This window comes from Niveispirillum sp. BGYR6, from assembly GCF_027568365.1.
Taxonomy (GTDB): Bacteria; Pseudomonadota; Alphaproteobacteria; order Azospirillales; family Azospirillaceae; genus Niveispirillum.
Genome location: NZ_JANLNL010000018.1, coordinates 17952 through 38559, shown reverse-complemented (window position 1 = coordinate 38559; position 20608 = coordinate 17952). Strand labels below are relative to the sequence as shown.

The following is a 20608-nucleotide window of genomic DNA, read 5'->3' as shown; positions in this document are numbered from 1 at the left end:
CAACACTTCACGAAATCCAAAAACACCAACGCCGCCTCTCAAAGGCGGCGTTACCGTTTGGGGGAAAACAACCCCCTCTGACGCGGGGTGGAGCAGCCCGGTAGCTCGTCAGGCTCATAACCTAAAGGTCGTCAGTTCAAATCTGGCCCCCGCAACCAAATTTTCCCAACAAAATCAATGACAGTTACCTGCTAGGGGAAGGGCAAAAAGGCCCAAAATCCCCTAGGGCAGTTTTAGGGCACTTTTGACCCCTCAGGCAAAACCTGATGGTCGCTGGTCGAAAATGCGTGTAAAATTGCCGTTCCGCTCGCTTAACGCGAAAGGAATGGTCGATTATGACGACAATCAAAATGCTGGGGGGCAAACTCCAGCTCGAACAACGTGGCAGCAGCCGTTTCTGGCAAGCCCGCGCGTCTGTTGGCGGAAAACAACGCCAGTTCAGTACCAAACAGGAATCCTTGGAGAAGGCCCAGAAGGCCGCCGAGGATTGGTACATCACCCTCAAAGCCAAAGATCGTGTCGGCGTCCTTGAAAGCGGCCCGACCTTCACCAAAGCCGCCAGCCAGTTCTTGAAGGAATATGGCCTCATCACCGACGGCCAGCGTAGCCCGAAATGGACGGCAGGCCATGAGCTGCGGTTGCGCGTGCATCTGGTGCCGTTCTTTGGCGACCTGCCCATCAATAAACTGACGGCGGGGAAGGTGCAGGAATACCGGGTGCATCGCATGACCACCTACATGCTGCCCAACCCGCATTCCAAGGGGAAGCACAAGCCCAAGACCAAGCCGCCGGCACGCAGCACTCTTCATAATGAGATCATCACCCTCAGCCTCGTACTACAGACCGCACAGCGCCATGGGTGGATCGACCATCTGCCGAACCTCTCCGCTCCCTATAAGAGCCAGGCCAAGCGCACGCACCGGCCATGGTTCAGCCCCGAGGAATACAAGCAGCTTTACGAAGCGGCCCGGAAATATGCCCGCGAGGAAGTCACCGATTTTTATCGGTGGAACGCCGAGCAGGTGTACGACTTCATCCTGTTCATGGCCAACACCGGGCTGCGCCCGGATGAAGCCTATAACCTCGAACACCGCGATGTGCGGATTGCCGAGGACGAACATAGCGGCGACGAGATCCTTGAAATCGAGGTGCGCGGGAAACGCGGCGTCGGGCATGGCAAGAGCATGCCGGGGGCGGTGCGCGTCTATCGCCGCCTGCTGGCACGCGCCAAGCCGGTGCATGAAGAATCCCGGCGTGAGCGCCAGCTACGGAAGAAGGAAGGCGGTGCAGCGCCAGCCGCCCCCGTGACGGCCTATCCGCAATCGACCGACAAGGTGTTTCCCGGCAACCATATCAAACTGTTCAACAACCTGCTGGAACGAACCGGCCTCAAGCTGGACCGTGACGGTAAGCCGCGCACGGCCTACAGCTTGCGGCACACCTATATCTGCATGCGCCTCATGGAAGGCGCAGACATCTACCAGATCGCCAAGAACTGCCGAACCAGCGTCGAGATGATCGAGAAGCACTACGCCATCCATCTCAAACACACACTGGATACGTCGGCCATCAACGTGATGAAGCCGAAGGCGGCGAAACGGAAGAAGCGGACGACGGCAGCAGCCAGTAAAGCCACTTCACCGAACGACGACCTGTAACCCCTTTTTCCGAACCGCCCGCCGGTTCGGTGGCGCACCCCTCGCGGGTGCGCCCTTTGGGGCTTGGCCCCGTCCCTTGGCCTTGGGCCATTTCCTAATCTTCATGACCGATAGGTGTCAGGCCAGCCCGTACCATGTGCCGCGCCCGGCCCCATGCTGTACGATGTGGCCGTCATCGGTCAGTGCCTTCAAGTGATCTTTGACCGTGTTACGGCTGGCACCGGTGATGCGGGTTGCTTCCTGTACCGTGACGCGACCATGTTCGCGCGCCAGTTCGAGGATGGCGACGGACAATTCCGGCAGGGTGCCGAGCAGCACACGCTCCCGCTCCATCTTCGCTTCCAGCCGCTGCTTCTGCCGTTGCAGGGCACGCAGGAAGAACTCCACCCATGGGTTCCAGTCGGGCGCTGGCGTGCGGATAGTGCCCTGAGTGCGGCGCAGGGCGAGGTAATAGCCTTCCTTGCTTTGCTCGATGATGCTTTCCAGCGAACTGAACGGCACGTAGGCATAGCCTGCGCGCAGCAGCAGCAAGGTGGTCAGCACCCGCGACAAGCGCCCATTGCCATCCTGAAATGGGTGGATTTCCAGAAACACCACCACGAACACGGCGATCACCAGTAACGGGTGCAGGTCGTTCGCCTCCTGCCGGGCGCGCACCCAGCCCACCAACTCTTCCATGCGCTGCGGGGTTTCAAAGGGGGTTGCCGTGCGGAATACCACGCCAAGGCTGTTACCGTCGGCATCGAAGGCTTCCACATGGTTATCGAGGGCCTTGTAGGCTCCCCGGTGCCGCGCATCTTTGCCCGAATGCGCCAGCAGGTCGCGGTGGAGTTGGCGGATATGGTTCTCCGTCAGCGGGATGGCATCGGCGGCGGAGAAGATGGTTTCCATCACCTGCGCGTAGCCCGCCACTTCCTCTTCGTCGCGGCTAGTGAAGGTGCCGATATGGAGGTTGGAAAGCAGCTTCTCCACCTCCCGGTCGGTCAGCTTTGCACCCTCGATGCGGGTGGATGAGCCGATGCTTTCGATGGTGGCGACCCGCCGCAGCTTCGACAGGCGCTCCGGCGCGATGCGGCCAATGGCGCGCCATGCCCCTTTGAACTCGTCGATCTCCGCGATCAACGAGAGCAAGGCCGGGGTAATCCGCAATGTGGTGACGTCGAGTGCCATAAATCCATCCAATCCCATCCATTCTCCCATGGCAGGTTTGGGGCCAATTGTCCATCCAATTCCATCCATTATTCCGTTGCTGGGAACGGTAATGGCAGGATCAGGGCGTGGCGGCTGCTGCGGTCAAGGGTAGGGCATCGCCTTTGGCTTGATCGTGGTGCCCTCAGTGTAGGCCGGTCTTACCCGCCGCGCCTTCCTGTCCACCCCGGCCCGCTCCATTCGCGTGCGCTCCCGTGTTAGGGGGGACAGGTGCGGCTTCATCGCCGGGTTCTTGATGACCGTCCTTCGGGACATCCACCATCAAACCAAAGGAGATGACCATGACCACCCATTCCAGCCACAGCAGCAAAGCCCCCGTGTACCTGGCCCACACTGTTCGCAAGGTCGGCAAGGAAAGCTACTGGACGAAGATCGGTGCGGTGTTCCCGCACGGTGACGGCAGCGGGCTGACGCTGATCCTTGATGCCCTGCCGATTGACGGGCGCGTGGTGCTGAGGGCACCGAAGGAAGAGGCAGAGGCATAGCCCTCATTTAGCCTCTTGCAAGAACGGGCACCGTTGGAACACGGTGCCCGTTTCGGAAGTGCATAGCAATGTCCGATATCAACCTTCAAAGCAAAAGAGGTCATTATGGCGGTAACCTTCTACAAGGATCGCCTAGGGATTATCGCCAATTCCCGCCCGTTTCCGACTCCCGACCAAGCACCGTGCGAGCCGACAACGTAGAGATTCTGTTTAGCCCGCGATACCGCGACATTGAAGATGTTCGGAGTTCCGGCTGCCCAGCTTCTGGCACCATTCTGGGATGCCTTTGGTGCCCCCAGAACCAGGATAACCGTATCTGCTTCCCTACCCTGGACCGTGTGGATCGTTCCGACACGATCCCCAATCCATTCATTGAGGTCAACCTTTAACGCAGCGAAGAGGGCAGCCTCGGCTTCCAGCCGCCGCCGCAATTCCTGGGCAACGATGCGAAACGGTGTGATAATGAAGACATCCGGTTCGATGACGCCGGATGCCGCAATCTTCCTTAGCATCGATACCACCAGTTCGCCTTCTGCCGGGCTCCACTTGGAATCTGCCTCGCCATCGATATTGAACCAGGCTGAGGGTCCAAGGACCTTACCGACCGCGCCAGGATTCCGTGGGCCTGGGGCGTGGACCATCTGGCCGTCATAAGCGATACGGTTGGAAATCCCGAACATCGGGTCCTGACACCGCCTGTGAACGAGAAGTGGAATGCCCACGCGGCGCGGGCCGGTGTCAGAGCGAAAGGAAGCCTGGAACACCGAGGCACGATCCGCCAAAGACTGCGAGGAGGCCTCGGGAGCTGCCCAAATGGATTTCTCAACACGGAAGTATCGGCAGATTTCCGTGTTCAGCCGTTCCGGCAACGTCACCACCGGCGGGATCTGGAGCGGGTCCCCAACAATGATCGACCGCTTGGCCCGCATTACCGCGCCCACCGCGGCCTGCGGTAACGCCTGCCCGGCTTCATCCACCAGAAGCCAGCCAATACTGCCTTCCGGTAGGTCGCCCAGCATACGCTCGACCGATGCGAACGTCGTGGATAGCACCGGGACGACCATGAAGAGCGTGGACCACAAGTCGCCAAGCAGCTTGCGCTTGGCTTCATCCTGGGGCGCTCCCCCTGAGAAAACATCCATGAGGATGCTTAGATTGTGGAGCACCTTCTGTGCCGACGCATCGATGAAGGCCCGATGCACGGCAAGCGCGGCAATGAATAGGTCCTCCCGCTTGCGATGCAGGCTCGCCGGAATCCACGGCGCTGTCAGGTGGCGTGTTCCATGTGCGGCACTAAAGAAGGCCTCATCAATGAGGCCACCACCAATGACCGCACGATGCTTTTCAATAAGGCCGGAAAGGTCAGCCACCTTGCGGGATGCGGAAGCAGCGTCTCGTTCAGCCGTTCGGATCGCCGACAGCAGCGCCTCAAAGGCCTTGGTAGCTTCAGCCAACTGGCGCTCGGCTGAACCCATTGCTTCCCGTGCGCGCCTTGCCGCTACTTCGAGCGGCGTATTCGAGGATGCCCATTCCTTCCACCTGCGTGTCCGAAAGAGACGTGAGAAAAGCCCAGGACGAAGGGCCCGGTGACCAGCCACCGCACGAGCACTTCGTTCATGGCTTTCCCTTGCGCCCGCCAGGGTGGACTGGTACTCGGACACGCGCTGCTCAGGCTCGAATCGCTTTGCATATAACCGCTCAAGGGCGACCTGCGTTTCGGATAGAGCGCGCTTCGCATCCGTCAGGCTGAAGCAGAGTTGTCGAACCTCTTCCAATCCCTTCAGCTCGGCATCAATCTCCTGCTTCAGCGATATGAGGCGTGCCCTGGCCTTCTTCCATTGGGTCTTCGCGGCTGCTGGCGAGGGCGGACGTTCAAGCTGAACAATCGCCGGCGTCCGGCGCTCGATGATCTTTCCGGTGTCGGGGTCCGTTATCTCCCTAACCACCGGGTCTCCCTTCGCTGCCTTGAGGTAGAGCCGGAAGCCGCGATCATCATGCCACCAAAAGGATTGCTGAAACGCGGCCCGGTTGCGCGCGTTGCCGAGGACGGCGGCGATCAGCCCCCACGTTTCCAAGGGCTCGATTTTCGTTCGTTCCTCGTTGTCAGCATCGCGCGGCCCATGAACCAGATCGGCGACGGACTTGAAGTAGCTAAGTTCCGAGAGGTGCCGGCCTACCGCCTTCATGGCAGGCAGCTCACGGCTCACATTCTCCACCGCCTTGTTGTTGCTGGAGGCGACCAGAATTTCATGGCCCTTCAATTCCGGTGCCAGGGAGTAAAGATGGAAGAACGCCTTCTCCCCGGCTGATACCCTTTCCCCGGAAGGACGGAACGCCGTTTCAGGATCGTCGTATCTGGTCATCGCCATCGCACGGTCCAGCACACAGGACGCGACGAGATCACGCAGCAGCGTTGTCTTGCCGGTGCCGGGAGGGCCGTTCACCGCCACGACGCCTTCGGCCCCAGCCAGTTCCGACCTTGCGATGTTGACCGCCGCCTGTTGGAGCAGGACCAATGGATGACCGCCGGGGCTGGGCCATTTGGCCCCCGGCATCATGGCTGGCGCGACTGCCTTCTCTAGGGATCGCTGATCGACAAACAGGTCGGTGGTTTGCGAAAGCCCTCCTGCGCCCAAATATCGCCGCAGACCGACAGGCGCCTTTCCCTGAACGATCATGGAATTCGCCAGAACCAAGTCCCCAAGGAAGAACGAATTCAGGAGGGTGGCTTCGGGTGGATTCCGTGCCTTGAAATAATGATACACGCGCAGGGCAAACGCAGGTGGCTCGACCAGTTGGGGAGGTAGGCCGAACTGGCTGATAAGCCATGAATGGGCCATGCGGATTGTTGACAGATCAAGCGGCAGCGGCTGGCCTTGATCGTCCAATCGGCGCACGATCTCGTCCAGTTTCTCGATGATTCTCGGCTCGACCTTCGGCCAGGACCCAAGCGCTTCCAGCTTGCGCTGAAGTGCAAGCGGCAATGCCCAGGCGAAGCTGGAGACGGCGATGCCGTTCTCTTCCACCGGCACGCCATGCTTGTCGACAAGGATGGCGGCAATGGCAGCCTTCTCCCGTGCGCGGCTACCGCGCTCCTCATCTTCTCCGAATGCTTTCACAAGTTCATTGGTCGCTTGATCCATAGGGATCGCGCCCAGGATGACCTGATAGTAGAGTTGGCGCTTCGGTCGGGATTTTTCCCCCTTCTCCCAGGGTAACGGGGCCGAAGCCAAGCTTGCCACACAACTCCTGTCGCCTGCTGCCAGATCCTCGGGCCTTCGGTAGGTCTGTGGCGAGAGGGCTTCGAGGGCAATCCATGCGGCTAGAATTCCTGTCGGCTGGTTCGTGCCGGTAGGTGGCTGCGCAGGCTGTAGTCGGTTCAAATCGATAATGGGCGGGGCAGCGGCTTTCGGAGGGGGGCTGCCGGCAGAATTGTGTCTCGCGAAAGAGTCGGTGAGGTGAGCAGGTTCATCGGTCCGTGCCGACTTCATAGACGGCGCGGCTGGTTGGTTTTCTGGCTTTCTCGCTGTACCAGAAGTTAGCCCAAGCCTTTCTTCTACACGGGTTAGCAACCGCTCTGACCGCTCAGTCGTCCTGTGTCTTAGTTCCTGAGCCAGAACTTTCAATGCGGCGGCGTTTTCAGCGTTCTCATCGAATAAAGCTTCCAACTGCACAATCGATTTCTTCAGGTATGGCCGCCCATTTTGAATATGCATTTCCAATACCTTTCCCCTGTTGGCATATGTCAGCAATGTAATTTATCGACCAACACTCAACGGTAATAGGCCACGGAAATTAATGTCAATCGGCTGGTATGAGGCATACCAGAGTCCGCTTTTGTCGATACAACTAATTTTTTATAGATTGAAGATGGCGCAAGCCTATCGTCGCCCACCGTATCCGCTTCCACCTCCGCCGCGAGTGCGCGCCACATGTTCTACCCGGAACGCAAACCTAGGCAATAATTGGCTGAGGAACCCCGGCATCCCCCGCCCACGGGCGGGGCCGGGCTGTCGTGAACCGAACCCGCACTGCGGTCGGTTTCGGCCATGCGGCTTCCATCCCTGATGCGGTCATGCCGCCGCAGACGCGGCTTTAAGGGGGAGGCCGAGGGGTGCCGCCCCTTCTCTCCCCCGAAGGAAAATAGACAGGGCCGTGGCTCACTGCGTTGCGCCCGCACCAACCCTGTCGATTTGCCTTCTCCCCCTCCCAACCCCGCGTTCGCCACGGGGCAGAAGTGCAGCAGCAGCGGCTGCGCACTTCGTTTGCAAAGGGAGACAGACCCATGACCACCGACACCCGCCAGAACGTCTATACCCGTGTCACCGACAGCATCATTGCCGCCATTGAGGCAGGGGCTGGGGATTTCAAGATGCCGTGGCATGCCCAAGGCGACCTTGCCCGGCCCTTCAATGTGACCAGTGGCAAAGCGTACCGGGGCATCAACACGGTGGCGCTGTGGGTGGCGGCACAGGCGACCGGGTACGCCTCGCCCATCTGGGGAACCTATAAGCAGTGGCAGGAGAAAGGGGCGCAGGTTCGCAAGGGGGAGAAGGCATCGACCGTCGTGTTTTGGAAAGTCAGCGACCCGGCCAGCCGTGAAGCGGAAAGCCAGAATGAGGACAGCGACCAGCCGCACGCCCGCGTGTTCGCCCGTGCCTATTGCGTGTTCAACGCTCAGCAGGTGGAAGGATGGGAAGCCCCCGCCATGCCAGCCTTGCCGCAGGCGGCACGTATTGCCCATGCGGAAGGGTTCTTTGCTGCCCTTGGGGCGACCATCAAGGAAGGGGGAGCGCGGGCCTGTTACATCCCCAGCCGCGATGAAATCCACCTTCCGCCCTTTGCCGCGTTCCATGATGCGGTTGCCTATTATGCCACGCTGGCCCATGAGGCCACCCACTGGACGGCGCACGCCAGCCGTTGCGCCCGTGACCTGAAAGGCCGGTTCGGTTCGGAAAGCTATGCCGCCGAGGAACTGGTTGCCGAGTTGGGGGCGGCCTTCCTGTGCAGTGATTTGGCACTCACCCCGGAACCACGGCCCGACCATGCCGCCTACATCGCTTCGTGGCTGAAAGTGCTGCGCAACGACCCGCGCGCCATCTTCACCGCCGCCGCCAAAGCCCAAGCCGCCGCCGACTGGATGCACGCGCGCCAGCCGCAGGCCGTGGCTGCCTGATTTTCCCATTTTTCTAACCAAACCCTTTGAAGGAGAAGACCATGACCACCACCATCACCACCCCGACCATCATCACCATTCCCCTGAACAAGCTGGTGCCTTCCGCCGCCAATGCGCGGCGCACCGGGCAGCAGATGGGGGTTGCTTCGCTTGCGGCCTCAATCACCGCACACGGTTTGCAACAGAACCTCAACGTGCGCCTTGCGCCCAGCGGGCGTTATGAGGTGGTGGCAGGCAACCGCCGCCTTGCCGCCTTGAAGAAGCTGGCCAAGGCAAAGGCGCTGGCCAAGGATGCCCCCATTCCGTGCCGGGTGCTGGCCGAAGGTGACGACCCCACTGAAATCAGCCTGGCGGAAAACACCTTGCGCGAACCGATGCACCCCGACGATGAATGCCGCGCCTTCCTCGCACTGGCCGAGGAAAAGGGCATGGCGATTGATGACATCGCCGCCCGGTTCGGCACCACCCCGGCCATCGTGCGCCAGCGCCTGAAACTGGCCCGCGTGTCCCCTTCGTTGCGCGCCCGCTTCCGTAATGGGGAAATGACCATGGCGCACATGATGGCGCTCGCCATCAGCGACGACCACGCCGCGCAGGAACAGGCATGGGAGAACCTGCCCGACTGGAACCGTGAGCCGTACCTGTTGAAACAGGCACTCACCCATGAAGCCGTGCCGCTCACCGACAAGCTGGCCGTGCTGGTGGGTGTTGCCGCTTATGAGGCGGCAGGCGGCACCATCATCCGCGACCTGTTCGACGCCGAGGACGAAGGCTATATGGCCGACCGGGCGTTGGTGCATCGGCTTGCCGCCGCAATCATGGCCGACGAGGTAACCGCCGTGCAGGCCGAGGGCTGGAAATGGGTGCTCCCCGAGATACAGCCCGACTACAGCACCCGTTACACCCGCGTCTATCCGCGCCCCGATGGCGACCGCCTCGCCTATGCCCCCGAGGACATGGCGAAGGCCGGGGCGCGGGTGCGGTTGGAACATGATGGCACGTTGCGCATCGAACGCGGGCTGGTGCATCCCGACGATGCCAAGGCAGACGCCGCCCCCACGCACCGGCAGGGGCCGGAGCGTGGCGCGTTGCCCGCCGCCATGGTGGCCGAACTCACCGCCCACCGCACCGCCGCCCTGCGGCTGGAATTGTCGCGCAATCCAGCCGTGGCGCTGGCGGCGACGGTGCAGGCGCTGGCCTTGCCGCTGTTCTATCAGGGTTCCCGTTCCTGCCTCGCCATCCGCGCCGAGCATGAACATTTGGAGCGTCACGCGAAGGCGCTGGACGATTGCCCTGCCCATGCCGCCATGGAGGCCGAGCGCGAGCGGTGGGGCGACTTGCTGCCCGGTGATGCTGCCGACCTGTTCGGCTGGTGCCTTGCCCAGCCGCAGGCCGTGCTGCTCGACCTGCTGGCTTTTCTTGCCGCGTGCAGCGTCAACGCCGTGCAGGCCAAGGACGATAGCCCTGCCAGCGATAGGCTGACCCATGCCGACCAGCTTGCAGGGGCGCTATCGCTGGATATGGCCGCACACTGGACGCCGAGCGTTGATGGGTTTTATAGCCGCCTAACCAAGCCCATGTTGGCGAAGATGGTGGCGGATGCGGGCGTGTCGCCCGGTGTGGCGATTGCCAGCCTGCCAAAGAAGGAAGCGGCAGCCGCGGCTGCCCGTGCGTTGGCGGGAACCGAGTGGGTGCCGGAGGTGCTGCGTAGCCCGCACACACCGGAGTGCACCCTTCACGCCGCAGCGGCATGAGGGTGCGGGTGGCGGGCGTTCCGCTCGCCACCTACTGCCCTTGCAGTGGGCTGCAAGGGCAGTGCTCGTTGCAACATCCGGTGAAAATGGACACTAGAACGATGCTGTGAAAGTAAAATATTTATGTACAGGTGAGAATAATATAGCATCATGCGCATGTTATTTCCATGATTATGGGTATTTGAGTGTTTTCTATTTACTTGCATAAGAAAGCGTTTTCGCTGGTGGAGCTTTCCATCGTGCTGGTTATTTTGGGCTTGCTGGTGGGTGGCGTACTCGTTGGGCAGTCGCTGATTAAGGCCAGTGAAATGCGCAAGGTGGGGGCGGATTTTACGAAATACGAAGCCGCCGTGAATGCGTTCCGCGATAAGTATTTCTTCTACCCCGGCGACCTGCCCAACGCCACCCAGTTTTGGGGCCTCGCCGCGGGTACGGCGGGCAACGATGTCAGTTGCCGCAACGGCCTTGCCGCAGGCGCAGCGCCCGGCACCTGCGATGGGGATGGGAATGGGTATATCTCTAGGTACAAGAGTGGATTACAGGCTATGCAGATCAACACGGAATCCATGTTTGCCTGGCAGCATCTCAGCCTCGCACGGATGGTGGAAGGGCAATACACTGGCATCCCTACGCTCACCCCCACATTCCCTTATGGGTTCGTGGCAGGCGTTAACATACCCGCTGCGCCTATAGGTCAGAATTCAGTTTATGGCTTAGGATCGACCGCCGGTGGCACGCTGACTGGTACAAATCGACTTGTGATGTCACAGCCGAACGGGAGTGGTTATGCTTCTGCTTATAATATTATCACCCTTGGGAAGATTGCGTATGGCGACACCGGCAGCGATCAGTTTTTTTCTGCTTATGGTGGATTGCTTGTGAACGAGACAGCTTGGAGTTTCGATACAAAATATGATGATGGGGTGTCAGATAACGGCAAAATTCGCTCAAAAGTGAACGCCTCAAATCCCGCGGCGGCTTATTGGGCGAAGGAAGACGGCACCGGTGCGTCGCAATTCAGTGGTTGCCAGACATATTTGACCCCGGACGACCGTCTTTGCACCCTGGTCTGGGTATTTGGGACTCTATCGAGCAATATTTGACCCCGGACGACCGACTCTGCCCACTGGGCTGGATATTTGGGCCGCTGTAGCGAGCGTGGTGTGTTGCCGCTGTCTTTCGCCCTGGATGCCATGCTCACCCCACTGCATCGTGCCGATGAGTCAAAAAGCGAGAAGAACAGACTCGCAGGGAACTTTAACAGGATGCTAATCTGAATCCAATGCACGCAGGGGATTCAGAGCATGAGCAGGAACCGCTTCTATGGCCCGATGCAGCAACTCTATGAAGGGCCGTTGAACGACATAAGGCAGAAGGTGGTGGAAGAAGGCTGGTATGGCCGTCCGGTCACCGGCAATTTCCAATGGCCGACACCGGCAGCCAGCCCAAAGCCGGAGCCGGATTTCTACAGCACCGGCCCGACGCCGGGCTTATCGGAGGCGCATTTCACGGAAGTGTATGGGGAGCCGCTGACCCCCATCGAAGCGCCGCAGATCGAGGCCCCCAAGGTGGAGCCGCCCCGGATCGAAGGGCCACGCATTGACCCGTAAGCCCGCGCCCATCCATCCCGCCAGCCATCCCGTTCCCTATCACGCCAACCTCGACACGCCCTTGCTGTCATTCGGCAAGGGCGATGTGTGGCGCATCCGGGATGCGGTGGAAGCCACCGCCATTTGGGGTTCGCCGGGTTCTGGCAAATCGTCCGGTAGCGCCCGCGCTTTGGCCCATGCCTTCCTGAAAGCAGGCATGGGTGGGCTGGTGCTGTGCGCCAAGCCCGGCGAGGCTGACACATGGCGCGGCTATGCGCAGGCATGCGGGCGCGGCGATGACCTGATTATCGTGGATGGCAGCGGGGCGGAACGGTTCAACATCCTGTCCTACGCCGTCGCCACGCTGGCGGGGCCGGGTTATGAGAATAACCTTGTGGCCCTCATGGAGCGCGCGGCGGAAGCGGCGCGCGTGGCCGACAGCAAGGGTGCGCAGGGTGGTGCCGGGGACGGTGGGCGCTATTACTACGACACCGCCAGCCGCTGGCTGAAAAGCGCCTTCCCGCTGTTGCTGGCCGCTTATGGCGACGTGTCGATGAAGTCGCTGTACGACATGATCCGCGACACGCCGACCAACTCGCAGGCCGTGCTGGACGAGCGCGACCGGGTAATGAAGATCGAGCAGGCGAAGATCCAGCGCGTCATGGAAAGCACGCTGGACACGCCCGGCAAACAGCGCGCGTTGGAGGAATTGCGGCGGCACCAGTTTGACGAGGTGGGCATTTTCTCCCTCAAAACCGTGTGCCTTGCCGCCGCCGCCATCGAGGCCAAAGCTGCCGCCCTTGGCGTCGATCCCGCCAGCTTGCCGGAGTCCGTTGACCTGGCCTTGCATGCCGAAGTCTGGACGGATGAAATCCCCGCCAGCGACCCGCGCGAGCGGGGGATTGTCGGGGCGATTATCAAGAACCTGACGGGGGATTTTGCCACGGGGAAATTGCGCCAGCTCTTTTGTGAGGGCACCACCTGGGTGCCGGAGATGGCGCGCGAGGGCAAAATCATCGTGCTGGATTTGCCGGTGTTGCGCCATGGCCCCACGGCCATCGTGGCGCAGTCCATGGTGAAATACCTGTTCGGGCAGGCCCTGCAACGGCATGTCGCCACGGACACCACCCGCCCCGTCTTCCTGTTTGCCGACGAGGCGCAATTCTTCCTCAATAGCGGCGACGACGACCTGTTAAGCACGGCGCGCGCCGCACGCCTGTGCGTCGTCTATGCGACACAAGATTTACCCACCTATTACGCAAGGCTGGGCCGCGATGCCGAGCATCGGGCTGACGCCATCCTGTCGAAATTCGGCACCCGCATCTTCCACGCTAACAGTTCGCGTGAAACCAACGAGGCCGCCGCCGAGATCATCGGGCGCGAGCATCAGGAAGAGATCGTGCTGACCACCAGCGACGCCAACGAGCGGCGCGGCGGTGGCCATCGGCACGATGAGGCCGGTTCCTACGATGGCGGTTCCGGGCGCAGCCAGTCGGAAAGCCGCGCGCGGCAATACCGCTACGAATACGCCATCCCGCCCGATGCATTCGCATGGCGGCTGCGTACCGGAGGCCAGAAGAACAAGTTCAAGGTGGACGCCATCGTGATCCGCAATGGCGCGACATGGAAGGCGACCGGCAAGCACTGGATACAAGCGGAGTTCAGCCAGCAATGAGCGCGGCGATGCCCTTTCGGTGGCTGTGGTATCTGCTGCGGGTGCTGTTCTGTAGCGCCTATGCTGTGGTGGCGTTTTTCAGCAAGCCGGGGGCGCGCTGGATCGTGGTGGCGGCGCTGACCGTTGCGGCATGGCTGTTGTTCCCATGGGTGCAACAGGGCGTGCATGGGGTTGCCGTCTGGTTCAACGGCAACGACCGTCCCGAAACCATCCTTTGGCTGGTGATGCTTGCCCTGTCGGTGCTGTGGCTGGCCTGTCTGGCGGCATGGATACCGGGCCGGTGGGCGCTGCTGATCCTGCTGTTGTTGGCATGGTGGCTGTGCATCGACCGCGACGGGCGCGCGTGGGTGCTGGCCACCAGCGCACAGACCGGCCATCTCGGCCTGTATGCCTCGCTGATCGGGGCGGTGCTGGTGGCTTTGCTGGTGGCGCTTTGGGCGCTGGCAAAAATGTTGGCGCTGGTGCTGGGCACCTTCCCGCCGCCCGCGTGGCCGCTGCGTCCCCGTGCAGTGTTGAAGGCCAGGAACCGGGTGATTGCCCCGGTGCCGGTGGCGGTGGCCGTGCCGCGCTTGCGGCCATCGGCCCCGCGCCCACCCCATGAGCTGCATGCGGCACTACCGCCGGAAGTGGCGGCACTGCTTACGCCGCGCCATCCTCCGGCGTTGCCGTAGTGGGCGCTTCGCTCCCGCCCGCCACCGGGGCCAGTTCGGGGAAGAGTGCGCGGTCATGGGGCCGGGTGACGTATTCATCCACGAGGCGATGCATCACTTTACCGAACTCGCTGGCACGGTTCTTTTCCCAATGTTCCAGTGCCAGCGCCCCGACGAGGATTTTGCGCCGCGTATCGGCCTTGCGTTCGGCGTCGCGCTGTTGCGCTTCCAATGCTTTCTTCTGTGCCAGCAACTGCTGAATCTGCTGGTCAATCGCTTTGGCTTTGTCTATGGGTTTCTGGCGCGCCATGGGCACCGTCCTTTCTGTGCGCTGTAAGTGCTACCGCCGGGAAGGCGAAAAGCATCTTACCATGACATGCCATTTGGTGAATGTCGGAAGCCCGTGCTATCATCCCAAGCAAGGCGAAGGGCGCACTTAGTCATTCCTTTGGAATGAGTGCGGCCTCCCGGCGGGAAAAAGCGATGGCAATATATCATTGCAGCGCAAGCACCATTGGCCGGAGTCGCGGGCGCAGTATTGTGGCCGCCGCCGCTTATCGCGCGGGCATCGCACTGACTGACCAACGTACTGGCTTGGTGCATGATTTTACGCGCAAGCGCGGCATACTGCATGCCGAGATCATGGCCCCGTTGGGTTCCCCCGCATGGGCCACCGACCGCGCCAAACTGTGGAATGCGGCGGAACAGGCCGAGGACAAGAGCACCCGTCGCGCCACCGCCACCACGGGCCGCGAGTTCTGCCTTGCCCTGCCGCATGAGTTGACCAGCGCCCAGCGCTTGGCGCTGGTGCGGGCGTTCGCCCGGTACATGGTCGATACCTATGGTGTGGTGGTGGACTTCGCCTTGCATGCCCCCGACCGGCGCAGCGATGACCGGAATTTTCACGCCCATTTGCTCATCACCGACCGCCGGATGACCGATGCCGGGTTCGGGGAAAAGGTGCGCGAGTTGAACCTTGCCAATGGCGGCAAGAAGAACGTCTGCGCCATTCGCAAGGCATGGGCCGACCTCACCAACCGCCATCTGGAAATGGCGGGCATCGACACGCGCATCGACCATCGCAGCTACGAAGCGCAATGGATCGACCGTGAGGCAACCCGGCATCTGGGGCCGTCCGCATCGGCGATGGAACGCCGTGGCGAAAGTTCGGATGTGGGCGATGCCAACCGGGCGGTGATGGCACGCAATCAGGAGCGTGCTTCCATCGAAGCCGCGACCGTGGAGGCTGGCAAAAAGCAGCGCGACGAGGAAGTGAAACGCCAGCGCCGCGCCCATGCCAAAGCCGAGGATAGCGCCACCCGCACCCACGATCCCGTTGCCATCCTGTCGGCCCTGACCGAGCGCCGCGCGACCTTCAGCGAAGCCGAGTTGAAAGCCGTACTGAAACGCACTGTGTCCGGTGAGGTCGAGCGCGCCCATCTGTGCAATGCCATCCTTGCCTTGCCGCAGGTGGTGCGGCTGGCCGAGCGCCATGGCGGCCCTGTTACCCGCTACACCAGCAAGGCGGTATTGCGGCGCGAGGTGCAGGCCCTCGACCTTGCCCAAGCCCGCACCCGTGACACCGGCCATCGTGTGAAGGAGACCACCCGCATTGCCATCATGGAGCGGGGGCAGTTCGGTTCCATCCGGCCTGAACAATATGCCGCTTTCCATGCCGCTACCGGCCCCGAGGGGCTGGCGATCATTGCCGGGGAAGCAGGCACCGGCAAGAGCTACACCATGACCGCCATTCGCCAAGCCTATGAGGCCGATGGCGCGCGGGTGGTGGGGCTGTCCTTCACCAACAAAGTGATACAGGACATGAAACGCGATGGTTTCCGCGAGGTGCGCACCATCGCCGGGGCCATGCAGGATGTAGAGCGCCAGCGCGCCCACTGGAACCGCCATACCGTGTTGATGGTGGACGAAGCGGCGATGCTGTCCACCCGCGACATGCTGGGCCTGTTGCGCGCCGCCGATGAGGCCGGGGCCAAGCTGGTGCTGGTAGGCGATGAGCGGCAGCTTGCCAGTGCTTACCAGCATGGCGGGCTGTTCGGGGCACTGCGGGAGCGGCACCCGCAGCTTGTCTCCGAGCTTTCCGAAATCCGCCGTATCCGTGACCATGCCCCCGATGCCGGGGGCCAGCGCCAGGCCTTCAATGCCATGCATGAAGGCCGCTTCCGCGAGGCGCTGGAGATCTTCGATAAGCAGGGCTTCATCCATTGGGCCGACACGCGCGAAGCCGCCCGCGCGGCGCTGGCGGAACGCTATGCCCACGATTTGGCAGCTTCCCCCGAAGCGCGGCGCTTTGCCTATACTCATAGCAACGAGGACGCCAAGCTGGTGAACGAGGCATTGCGCGCCGTGTACCGGCAGCGGGGGCTTTTGGGGCCAGATCATGTCTTGACCGTGCAGGATGGAGAAACCCCGTTTGCCGTGGGCGACCGTATCCAGTTCACCGGCAATGGCTACCGCAAGGCCGACCGGCAGGCGGGCCTTGCCAACGGTGTGGTGGCCACCATCCGCCGCATCGAGGGCGCACGGGTGACGGTGGTGCTTGATGGGCGCAAGGAGGAAGCGGCCCTGTCCTTCACCGTGGGCGAGAACATGCAGGCTGGGGAGTTCAATGCCTTCCGGCATGGTTATGCGGGTACGGTCTATAAGGGCCAAGGGGCGACGGTGGACATTGCCTATCGGCTGCATGGTGGTGGGGAGCGTGCCGCCACCTCCTATGTCGGTGCCACCCGCCATGCCGAAACCATGCATCTGTTTGCCAGCCGCGACACGGTGCGCGGCACCGACCCATGGATGGCGGCGAAGGGTGGTGTTGACGGCTTGACCGACGCGCAGCGCCAGCAGGCAGAGCGAGCCTTTGCGCGGTGGGCCAGCGCCCGCCCTGACATGGCCGAGCGCCGGGGCCTTGCCGGGTATGTGGCCTTTGTGCAGGGCCAATGGACGCCCGACAAAGCCCATGACTACGACCTGAACCAGCTCGCGCGCCAGATGGGCCGCCCCGAGGAAAGCCGGGCCGCTGTGCAGTTCCGCCCGGTGGCACCGCCGGCGGACGCCACGGATACAGGCAGCACCAAGCAGCAACGCTACAGCCCCGCCTTCCGGCGGGTGGTGGATGCGTTCGAGTTCATGCACCGCCGCACCATGCGGCAGGCCGCCGCCGACATGCGGGCCAGCGCCGAGGAGGACAAAGAATCCGGTGGCCGCTGGGATCGTATGCGCGCCTTCTGGCGGAACCGGATGGAGCATGCGCCGGACAGCCCGGCACCACCACGACCAGACATCAATCTTCAACCGGGAGTTGATGACAATGCACGTCAGGCGGGATATAATGCCAAACCGTCGCATGACCCGAAGCCCAGACCCGGCGGCATCGACCCATGAGCAGCAACATCTATAAAGACATCATCCGCCAGCGCGAAGCCGTCCCGGAAGGGCAGGCCGCCCCTGTGCCGCTCCCCGCCGATGGTGAGTACGTGGCCTTCCGCAGCGGCAGCCGGGTGCAGATGGGTTTTGCCCTCCACCGCGCCAGCGGCGACATGGACGGCTTCCTCTACCACAACCTCGACAACCTGGCCCTGCGCCGCACCAGCGGAGCCGAGTTCCTGACCTTTACCCATCGCGGCAAAGCCGTCACCATGCAGGGCCACGGCCTAAAAGCGGTGATGCAGGCCATCATGGCCCATACGCTGATGGAGCTATACGAACATGACGGCAAGGTGGTGGCGATGGATGCGCCGGTGATTGAGCGGGTGCAGGTGACGGAGGCACAGAAAGCCAGTCAAACAGAACCACGCTAGGGGTCTTTGGGCGGAGGCCTATGCTAATCCCGCGAGGCCAGCAACAAACGCCCCGCCCGGTAATGCGTGCGGAATGCGTCTGCGATCTGGGCAAAGAACCGGGGTGGCAGGAACCCGTAGGCATGGCGTCCGGTTCCGGGTATCAGGCGCAGGTCGTAGCCGGGCCATTCAAAGCGATTGCCTTCATTTACCATGACCCATGACCGTTCGTGATCCAACCCAAGATGGGCTTTCACCGGCTGCGGGATTTCCACCGCATCCCCGGCGTTCGCGGGCGGGGTGTGCGTGATCGGCAGGACGGTGACAATCACTGCCCCGTCAGCTTCACGGATGGCAGAAAGCACTATGACGCCGGGGCGGTTTTTCCGGCCTTCGTCCTACCCGGCATCATGCTCGTGATGCCACAGGTAGGAATAGGAAATAACAAGACCTGCTTCAGGATCGGGAATGCTCATGCCTCAACCGCTTACTTCGGGTCGAGCAGCGCATCCAGATGCGCATGGCGTTCATCCATGCGAGAAGCGCCGATAGCCTCCGCTTCCGCTTCGGACAGCTCGACCGTGGCAAAGCTGTGCCGCTGCGCCTTGAAGCGTTGGAACGCCTCATATTCTGCCGGGGCGACGAAATACCCGGTGATCCGCCCATGGCTGGAGACGGCAACCGTCTCCCGTTGCACCACCATGCGGTAGTGACCAAAATTCCGGGTGAACTCCGACGCGGGAATTGTGGTTGTCATGTGCATAAACGCTCCCATTTATGCGCAATATACATGAAATGCGAAAAATACGCAAGTTGCGTCAAGGGAGGGCCCCGTCAGAGCGCATTTTCAACGGGTTAGGGCTATTCCGTGCGCGGCACCGGCTTGATCCGCCGGTGCAGATGCGCTTGCAGCAACATATCCCGCACATGCTTGAAGAACCGGGGCGGTAACACACCGTAATGGAAGCGTGTCGGCTTCTGACCCGGTATGGGCCGCACATCCGGCCCAGGCCATAGGAAGTCGTTGGTTTCCGTTACTACGACCCACGAGGGCGCATCATCTAATCCCAGATGGGCTTTCAGTGCGGGTGGGATTTCAACAGCGTCGGCAGGGTTCTGTGGCGGGGTATGGGTGATCGGCAGCACCGTCACCACCTCGCGCCCTTCGATGATTTGGCGCGCAGCGACAATTGCGCATGGGCGGTGCTTGCGCCCTTCCTCAGCCCCACCGGCATGTTCCCGTGCCCAAAGATAGCTATAGCAAATGACAAGGCCGGGAACCGGCTGCGGAAGACTCACGGACGCCAGCCTTCCACCAACTTATCCAACGCGGCATATTCATCGGGTACGGTGCTGTTGGCGATGGCCTTCAACGTGTCATCGTCCAGTTCCTCAACAGGACGGGCGACCCGCCCTTTCATGACCATCTCGAAGAAAGCGGCTGACACCAGCACGGTGTGCGTCCGTCCGTTCTTCGTGATGGCGACCGGCCCAAGCTGGGCGGCATCCTGATAGCGTCCAACATGCTGTTGGAACTCAGTCGTGGTGACTTTCATAACGGCGCTCCTTTTTATCCATTATAGATAAAATGGATAAAATTGCAAGGATGAAGGCTATGGCATTGACAGATGCCATCCGAAGTACCGTCAGGCCACTGACAAGTAATGCTTTTTGAGACTCGATGAATGTCGGTGTTATTACTTTGACTGCTTTGCGTAATGGCTAAGTAAAAAATTAATAATTATGTGTCATCATTCGAGAATAGATAAGGAGAAATAGGTGCGTTCGGCAATGATGGCGGCAGATGAAGACATGAAAGCCCGCCAACGCTTGGCCGGGCAACTGATCCGTTTCCATCAATTGGCCCTTGCCATTGAGAAGAACAACGAAGCTATCTCCTATATCCTGTCGCCAGACGACAAAGCCGCACGGCTTGATGAGATCGAGCAGCAGCGCAATGGCTTATCGAAGGTCTTTACTGAGGGTATGGCCGCCATGGCGCAGGTTCCCCTGCCGGTGACGCCGGAGGCGCTGGACGAGATCGAGCGGCAGTTGGAAGCCCAAGAGGCTAAAATACTCCCGCTGGCCGAGCTTGCCCATATCGTCGTCCGGCACATGTACCGCACCAAAACGCCGGAGCAACGCCGCGACCAGGCCATTCGATACCTGAAATACCTATACCGCCTCCAATGGTGGCTGGACGGCATGGTAAAGCACAGCGCCTTCCACGCGGCCCTTTCAGGGTCTGGCGATGCGCCGACAGGCTTTGCCGACACGGTGCAGAAGCTGAACCAGCTTCTGAGTGAACACTCACGCACCATTCAGGCGGCGTTGGGCAATCCGGCTGCCGTGGTCTCCGAAAAGGAAATCCGGGCTTGGTTCGGTGAGATGCGCAGCATCACCTTGCAGTTCGTTTTCCATGTTGTGCCGGGCGTCTTCCCAGACGGGCGAGGCTCAGCGGTGACAGCCTCGCCCCCCTCCACCGTCAGCATGGTGGATGCATCGCGGCCTTGGGGCACAGAACAGCGCATGCGCCCTACGCTGCAATAGCGTAAAAGAAATAATAAATGGGGCCGCTGATCCCGATTATTTGCTAGTATATCAAATAAATACGAATTTTT

18 protein-coding genes and 1 tRNA gene are annotated in these 20608 nt (G+C 61.3%); 12 read left to right on the top strand and 7 right to left on the bottom strand.

Features of this window, described 5'->3' with window-relative positions:
- Positions 1-81: 81 nt before the first annotated feature.
- Positions 82-158, top strand: a tRNA-Met gene (locus tag PCJ49_RS23875).
- 177 nt (positions 159-335) lie between these two features.
- Entirely contained in the window at positions 336-1658 is a 1323-nt protein-coding gene (locus PCJ49_RS23870; RefSeq protein WP_269913178.1) for a site-specific integrase, read from the top strand.
- A 117-nt stretch (positions 1659-1775) separates the two neighbouring features.
- On the opposite strand, the gene PCJ49_RS23865 is transcribed toward PCJ49_RS23870, so the two are convergent.
- Entirely contained in the window at positions 1776-2828 is a 1053-nt protein-coding gene (locus PCJ49_RS23865; RefSeq protein WP_269913177.1) for a Fic family protein, read from the bottom strand.
- A gap of 320 nt (positions 2829-3148) precedes the next feature.
- Between PCJ49_RS23865 and PCJ49_RS23860 the strand changes: the two genes are divergently transcribed.
- Entirely contained in the window at positions 3149-3352 is a 204-nt protein-coding gene (locus tag PCJ49_RS23860) for a hypothetical protein (RefSeq protein ID WP_269913176.1), read from the top strand.
- 119 nt (positions 3353-3471) lie between these two features.
- Here the strand turns inward: PCJ49_RS23860 and PCJ49_RS23855 are convergent, their stop codons facing one another.
- Positions 3472-6585, bottom strand: a complete 3114-nt coding sequence (locus PCJ49_RS23855) for an AAA domain-containing protein (protein ID WP_269913175.1) — start codon at positions 6583-6585, stop codon at positions 3472-3474.
- Between the two features lie 1052 nt (positions 6586-7637).
- Between PCJ49_RS23855 and PCJ49_RS23850 the strand changes: the two genes are divergently transcribed.
- The 6 genes from PCJ49_RS23850 (at position 7638) to PCJ49_RS23825 (ending at position 14217) form a co-directional block, all read left to right on the top strand.
- Positions 7638-8528: a zincin-like metallopeptidase domain-containing protein gene (locus PCJ49_RS23850; protein WP_269913174.1), complete on the top strand. Its 891-nt coding sequence runs from the start codon at positions 7638-7640 to the stop codon at positions 8526-8528.
- A 41-nt stretch (positions 8529-8569) separates the two neighbouring features.
- Positions 8570-10282, top strand: coding sequence for a ParB/RepB/Spo0J family partition protein (locus tag PCJ49_RS23845; protein WP_269913173.1), 1713 nt, complete (start codon positions 8570-8572; stop codon positions 10280-10282).
- Between the two features lie 185 nt (positions 10283-10467).
- Positions 10468-11385, top strand: coding sequence for a prepilin-type N-terminal cleavage/methylation domain-containing protein (locus PCJ49_RS23840; protein WP_269913172.1), 918 nt, complete (start codon positions 10468-10470; stop codon positions 11383-11385).
- A 201-nt stretch (positions 11386-11586) separates the two neighbouring features.
- Positions 11587-11892: a hypothetical protein gene (locus tag PCJ49_RS23835; RefSeq protein ID WP_269913171.1), complete on the top strand. Its 306-nt coding sequence runs from the start codon at positions 11587-11589 to the stop codon at positions 11890-11892.
- Entirely contained in the window at positions 11882-13546 is a 1665-nt protein-coding gene (locus PCJ49_RS23830) for a TraM recognition domain-containing protein (RefSeq protein ID WP_269913170.1), read from the top strand. The genes PCJ49_RS23835 and PCJ49_RS23830 overlap by 11 nt, the downstream gene beginning before the upstream one ends.
- The gene (locus PCJ49_RS23825; protein ID WP_269913169.1) at positions 13543-14217 is read left to right on the top strand and encodes a hypothetical protein; all 675 of its coding nucleotides are present in this window, start codon (positions 13543-13545) and stop codon (positions 14215-14217) included. Before PCJ49_RS23830 ends, PCJ49_RS23825 begins: the two co-directional genes overlap by 4 nt.
- Here PCJ49_RS23825 and PCJ49_RS23820 read toward each other — a convergent pair.
- Positions 14186-14506: a mobilization protein gene (locus tag PCJ49_RS23820; protein WP_269913168.1), complete on the bottom strand. Its 321-nt coding sequence runs from the start codon at positions 14504-14506 to the stop codon at positions 14186-14188. The genes PCJ49_RS23825 and PCJ49_RS23820 overlap by 32 nt on opposite strands.
- An 80-nt stretch (positions 14507-14586) precedes the next feature.
- On the opposite strand from PCJ49_RS23820, the gene mobQ reads away from it, so the two are divergent.
- The gene (gene mobQ / locus PCJ49_RS23815; RefSeq protein ID WP_347710446.1) at positions 14587-17592 is read left to right on the top strand and encodes a MobQ family relaxase; all 3006 of its coding nucleotides are present in this window, start codon (positions 14587-14589) and stop codon (positions 17590-17592) included.
- Positions 17589-18008, top strand: a complete 420-nt coding sequence (locus PCJ49_RS23810) for a hypothetical protein (RefSeq protein WP_269913166.1) — start codon at positions 17589-17591, stop codon at positions 18006-18008. Before mobQ ends, PCJ49_RS23810 begins: the two co-directional genes overlap by 4 nt.
- A gap of 23 nt (positions 18009-18031) precedes the next feature.
- Here PCJ49_RS23810 and PCJ49_RS23805 read toward each other — a convergent pair whose 3' ends face one another.
- From PCJ49_RS23805 to PCJ49_RS23790, 4 genes are all read right to left on the bottom strand, one after another.
- A complete protein-coding gene (locus tag PCJ49_RS23805) occupies positions 18032-18319 on the bottom strand; it encodes a hypothetical protein (RefSeq protein ID WP_347710445.1) in 288 nt (95 codons plus the stop codon).
- 155 nt (positions 18320-18474) lie between these two features.
- Positions 18475-18744 carry a hypothetical protein gene (locus PCJ49_RS23800; protein WP_269913165.1) on the bottom strand — a complete coding sequence of 90 codons (270 nt, stop codon included), beginning with the start codon at positions 18742-18744 and terminating at the stop codon, positions 18475-18477.
- Between the two features lie 104 nt (positions 18745-18848).
- Positions 18849-19286: a type II toxin-antitoxin system PemK/MazF family toxin gene (locus PCJ49_RS23795; protein ID WP_269913164.1), complete on the bottom strand. Its 438-nt coding sequence runs from the start codon at positions 19284-19286 to the stop codon at positions 18849-18851.
- Positions 19283-19543: a type II toxin-antitoxin system Phd/YefM family antitoxin gene (locus PCJ49_RS23790; RefSeq protein WP_269913163.1), complete on the bottom strand. Its 261-nt coding sequence runs from the start codon at positions 19541-19543 to the stop codon at positions 19283-19285. Before PCJ49_RS23790 ends, PCJ49_RS23795 begins: the two co-directional genes overlap by 4 nt.
- 223 nt (positions 19544-19766) lie before the next feature.
- Between PCJ49_RS23790 and PCJ49_RS23785 the strand changes: the two genes are divergently transcribed.
- Positions 19767-20537, top strand: coding sequence for a hypothetical protein (locus tag PCJ49_RS23785; protein ID WP_269913162.1), 771 nt, complete (start codon positions 19767-19769; stop codon positions 20535-20537).
- The last annotated feature ends 71 nt before the right edge of the window (positions 20538-20608 follow it).

Bases quoted from the DNA above. Each gene is read 5' to 3' on its own strand.
- PCJ49_RS23860 (WP_269913176.1), top strand. From the start codon at position 3,149: ATGACCACCCATTCCAGCCACAGCAGCAAAGCCCCCGTGTACCTGGCC.
- PCJ49_RS23820 (WP_269913168.1), bottom strand. From the start codon at position 14,506: ATGGCGCGCCAGAAACCCATAGACAAAGCCAAAGCGATTGACCAGCAG.
- PCJ49_RS23865 (WP_269913177.1), bottom strand. From the start codon at position 2,828: ATGGCACTCGACGTCACCACATTGCGGATTACCCCGGCCTTGCTCTCG.
- PCJ49_RS23845 (WP_269913173.1), top strand. From the start codon at position 8,570: ATGACCACCACCATCACCACCCCGACCATCATCACCATTCCCCTGAAC.
- PCJ49_RS23825 (WP_269913169.1), top strand. From the start codon at position 13,543: ATGAGCGCGGCGATGCCCTTTCGGTGGCTGTGGTATCTGCTGCGGGTG.
- PCJ49_RS23870 (WP_269913178.1), top strand. From the start codon at position 336: ATGACGACAATCAAAATGCTGGGGGGCAAACTCCAGCTCGAACAACGT.
- PCJ49_RS23790 (WP_269913163.1), bottom strand. From the start codon at position 19,543: ATGAAAGTCACCACGACTGAGTTCCAACAGCATGTTGGACGCTATCAG.
- mobQ (WP_347710446.1), top strand. From the start codon at position 14,587: ATGTCGGAAGCCCGTGCTATCATCCCAAGCAAGGCGAAGGGCGCACTT.
- PCJ49_RS23810 (WP_269913166.1), top strand. From the start codon at position 17,589: ATGAGCAGCAACATCTATAAAGACATCATCCGCCAGCGCGAAGCCGTC.
- PCJ49_RS23850 (WP_269913174.1), top strand. From the start codon at position 7,638: ATGACCACCGACACCCGCCAGAACGTCTATACCCGTGTCACCGACAGC.
- PCJ49_RS23835 (WP_269913171.1), top strand. From the start codon at position 11,587: ATGAGCAGGAACCGCTTCTATGGCCCGATGCAGCAACTCTATGAAGGG.
- PCJ49_RS23800 (WP_269913165.1), bottom strand. From the start codon at position 18,744: ATGACAACCACAATTCCCGCGTCGGAGTTCACCCGGAATTTTGGTCAC.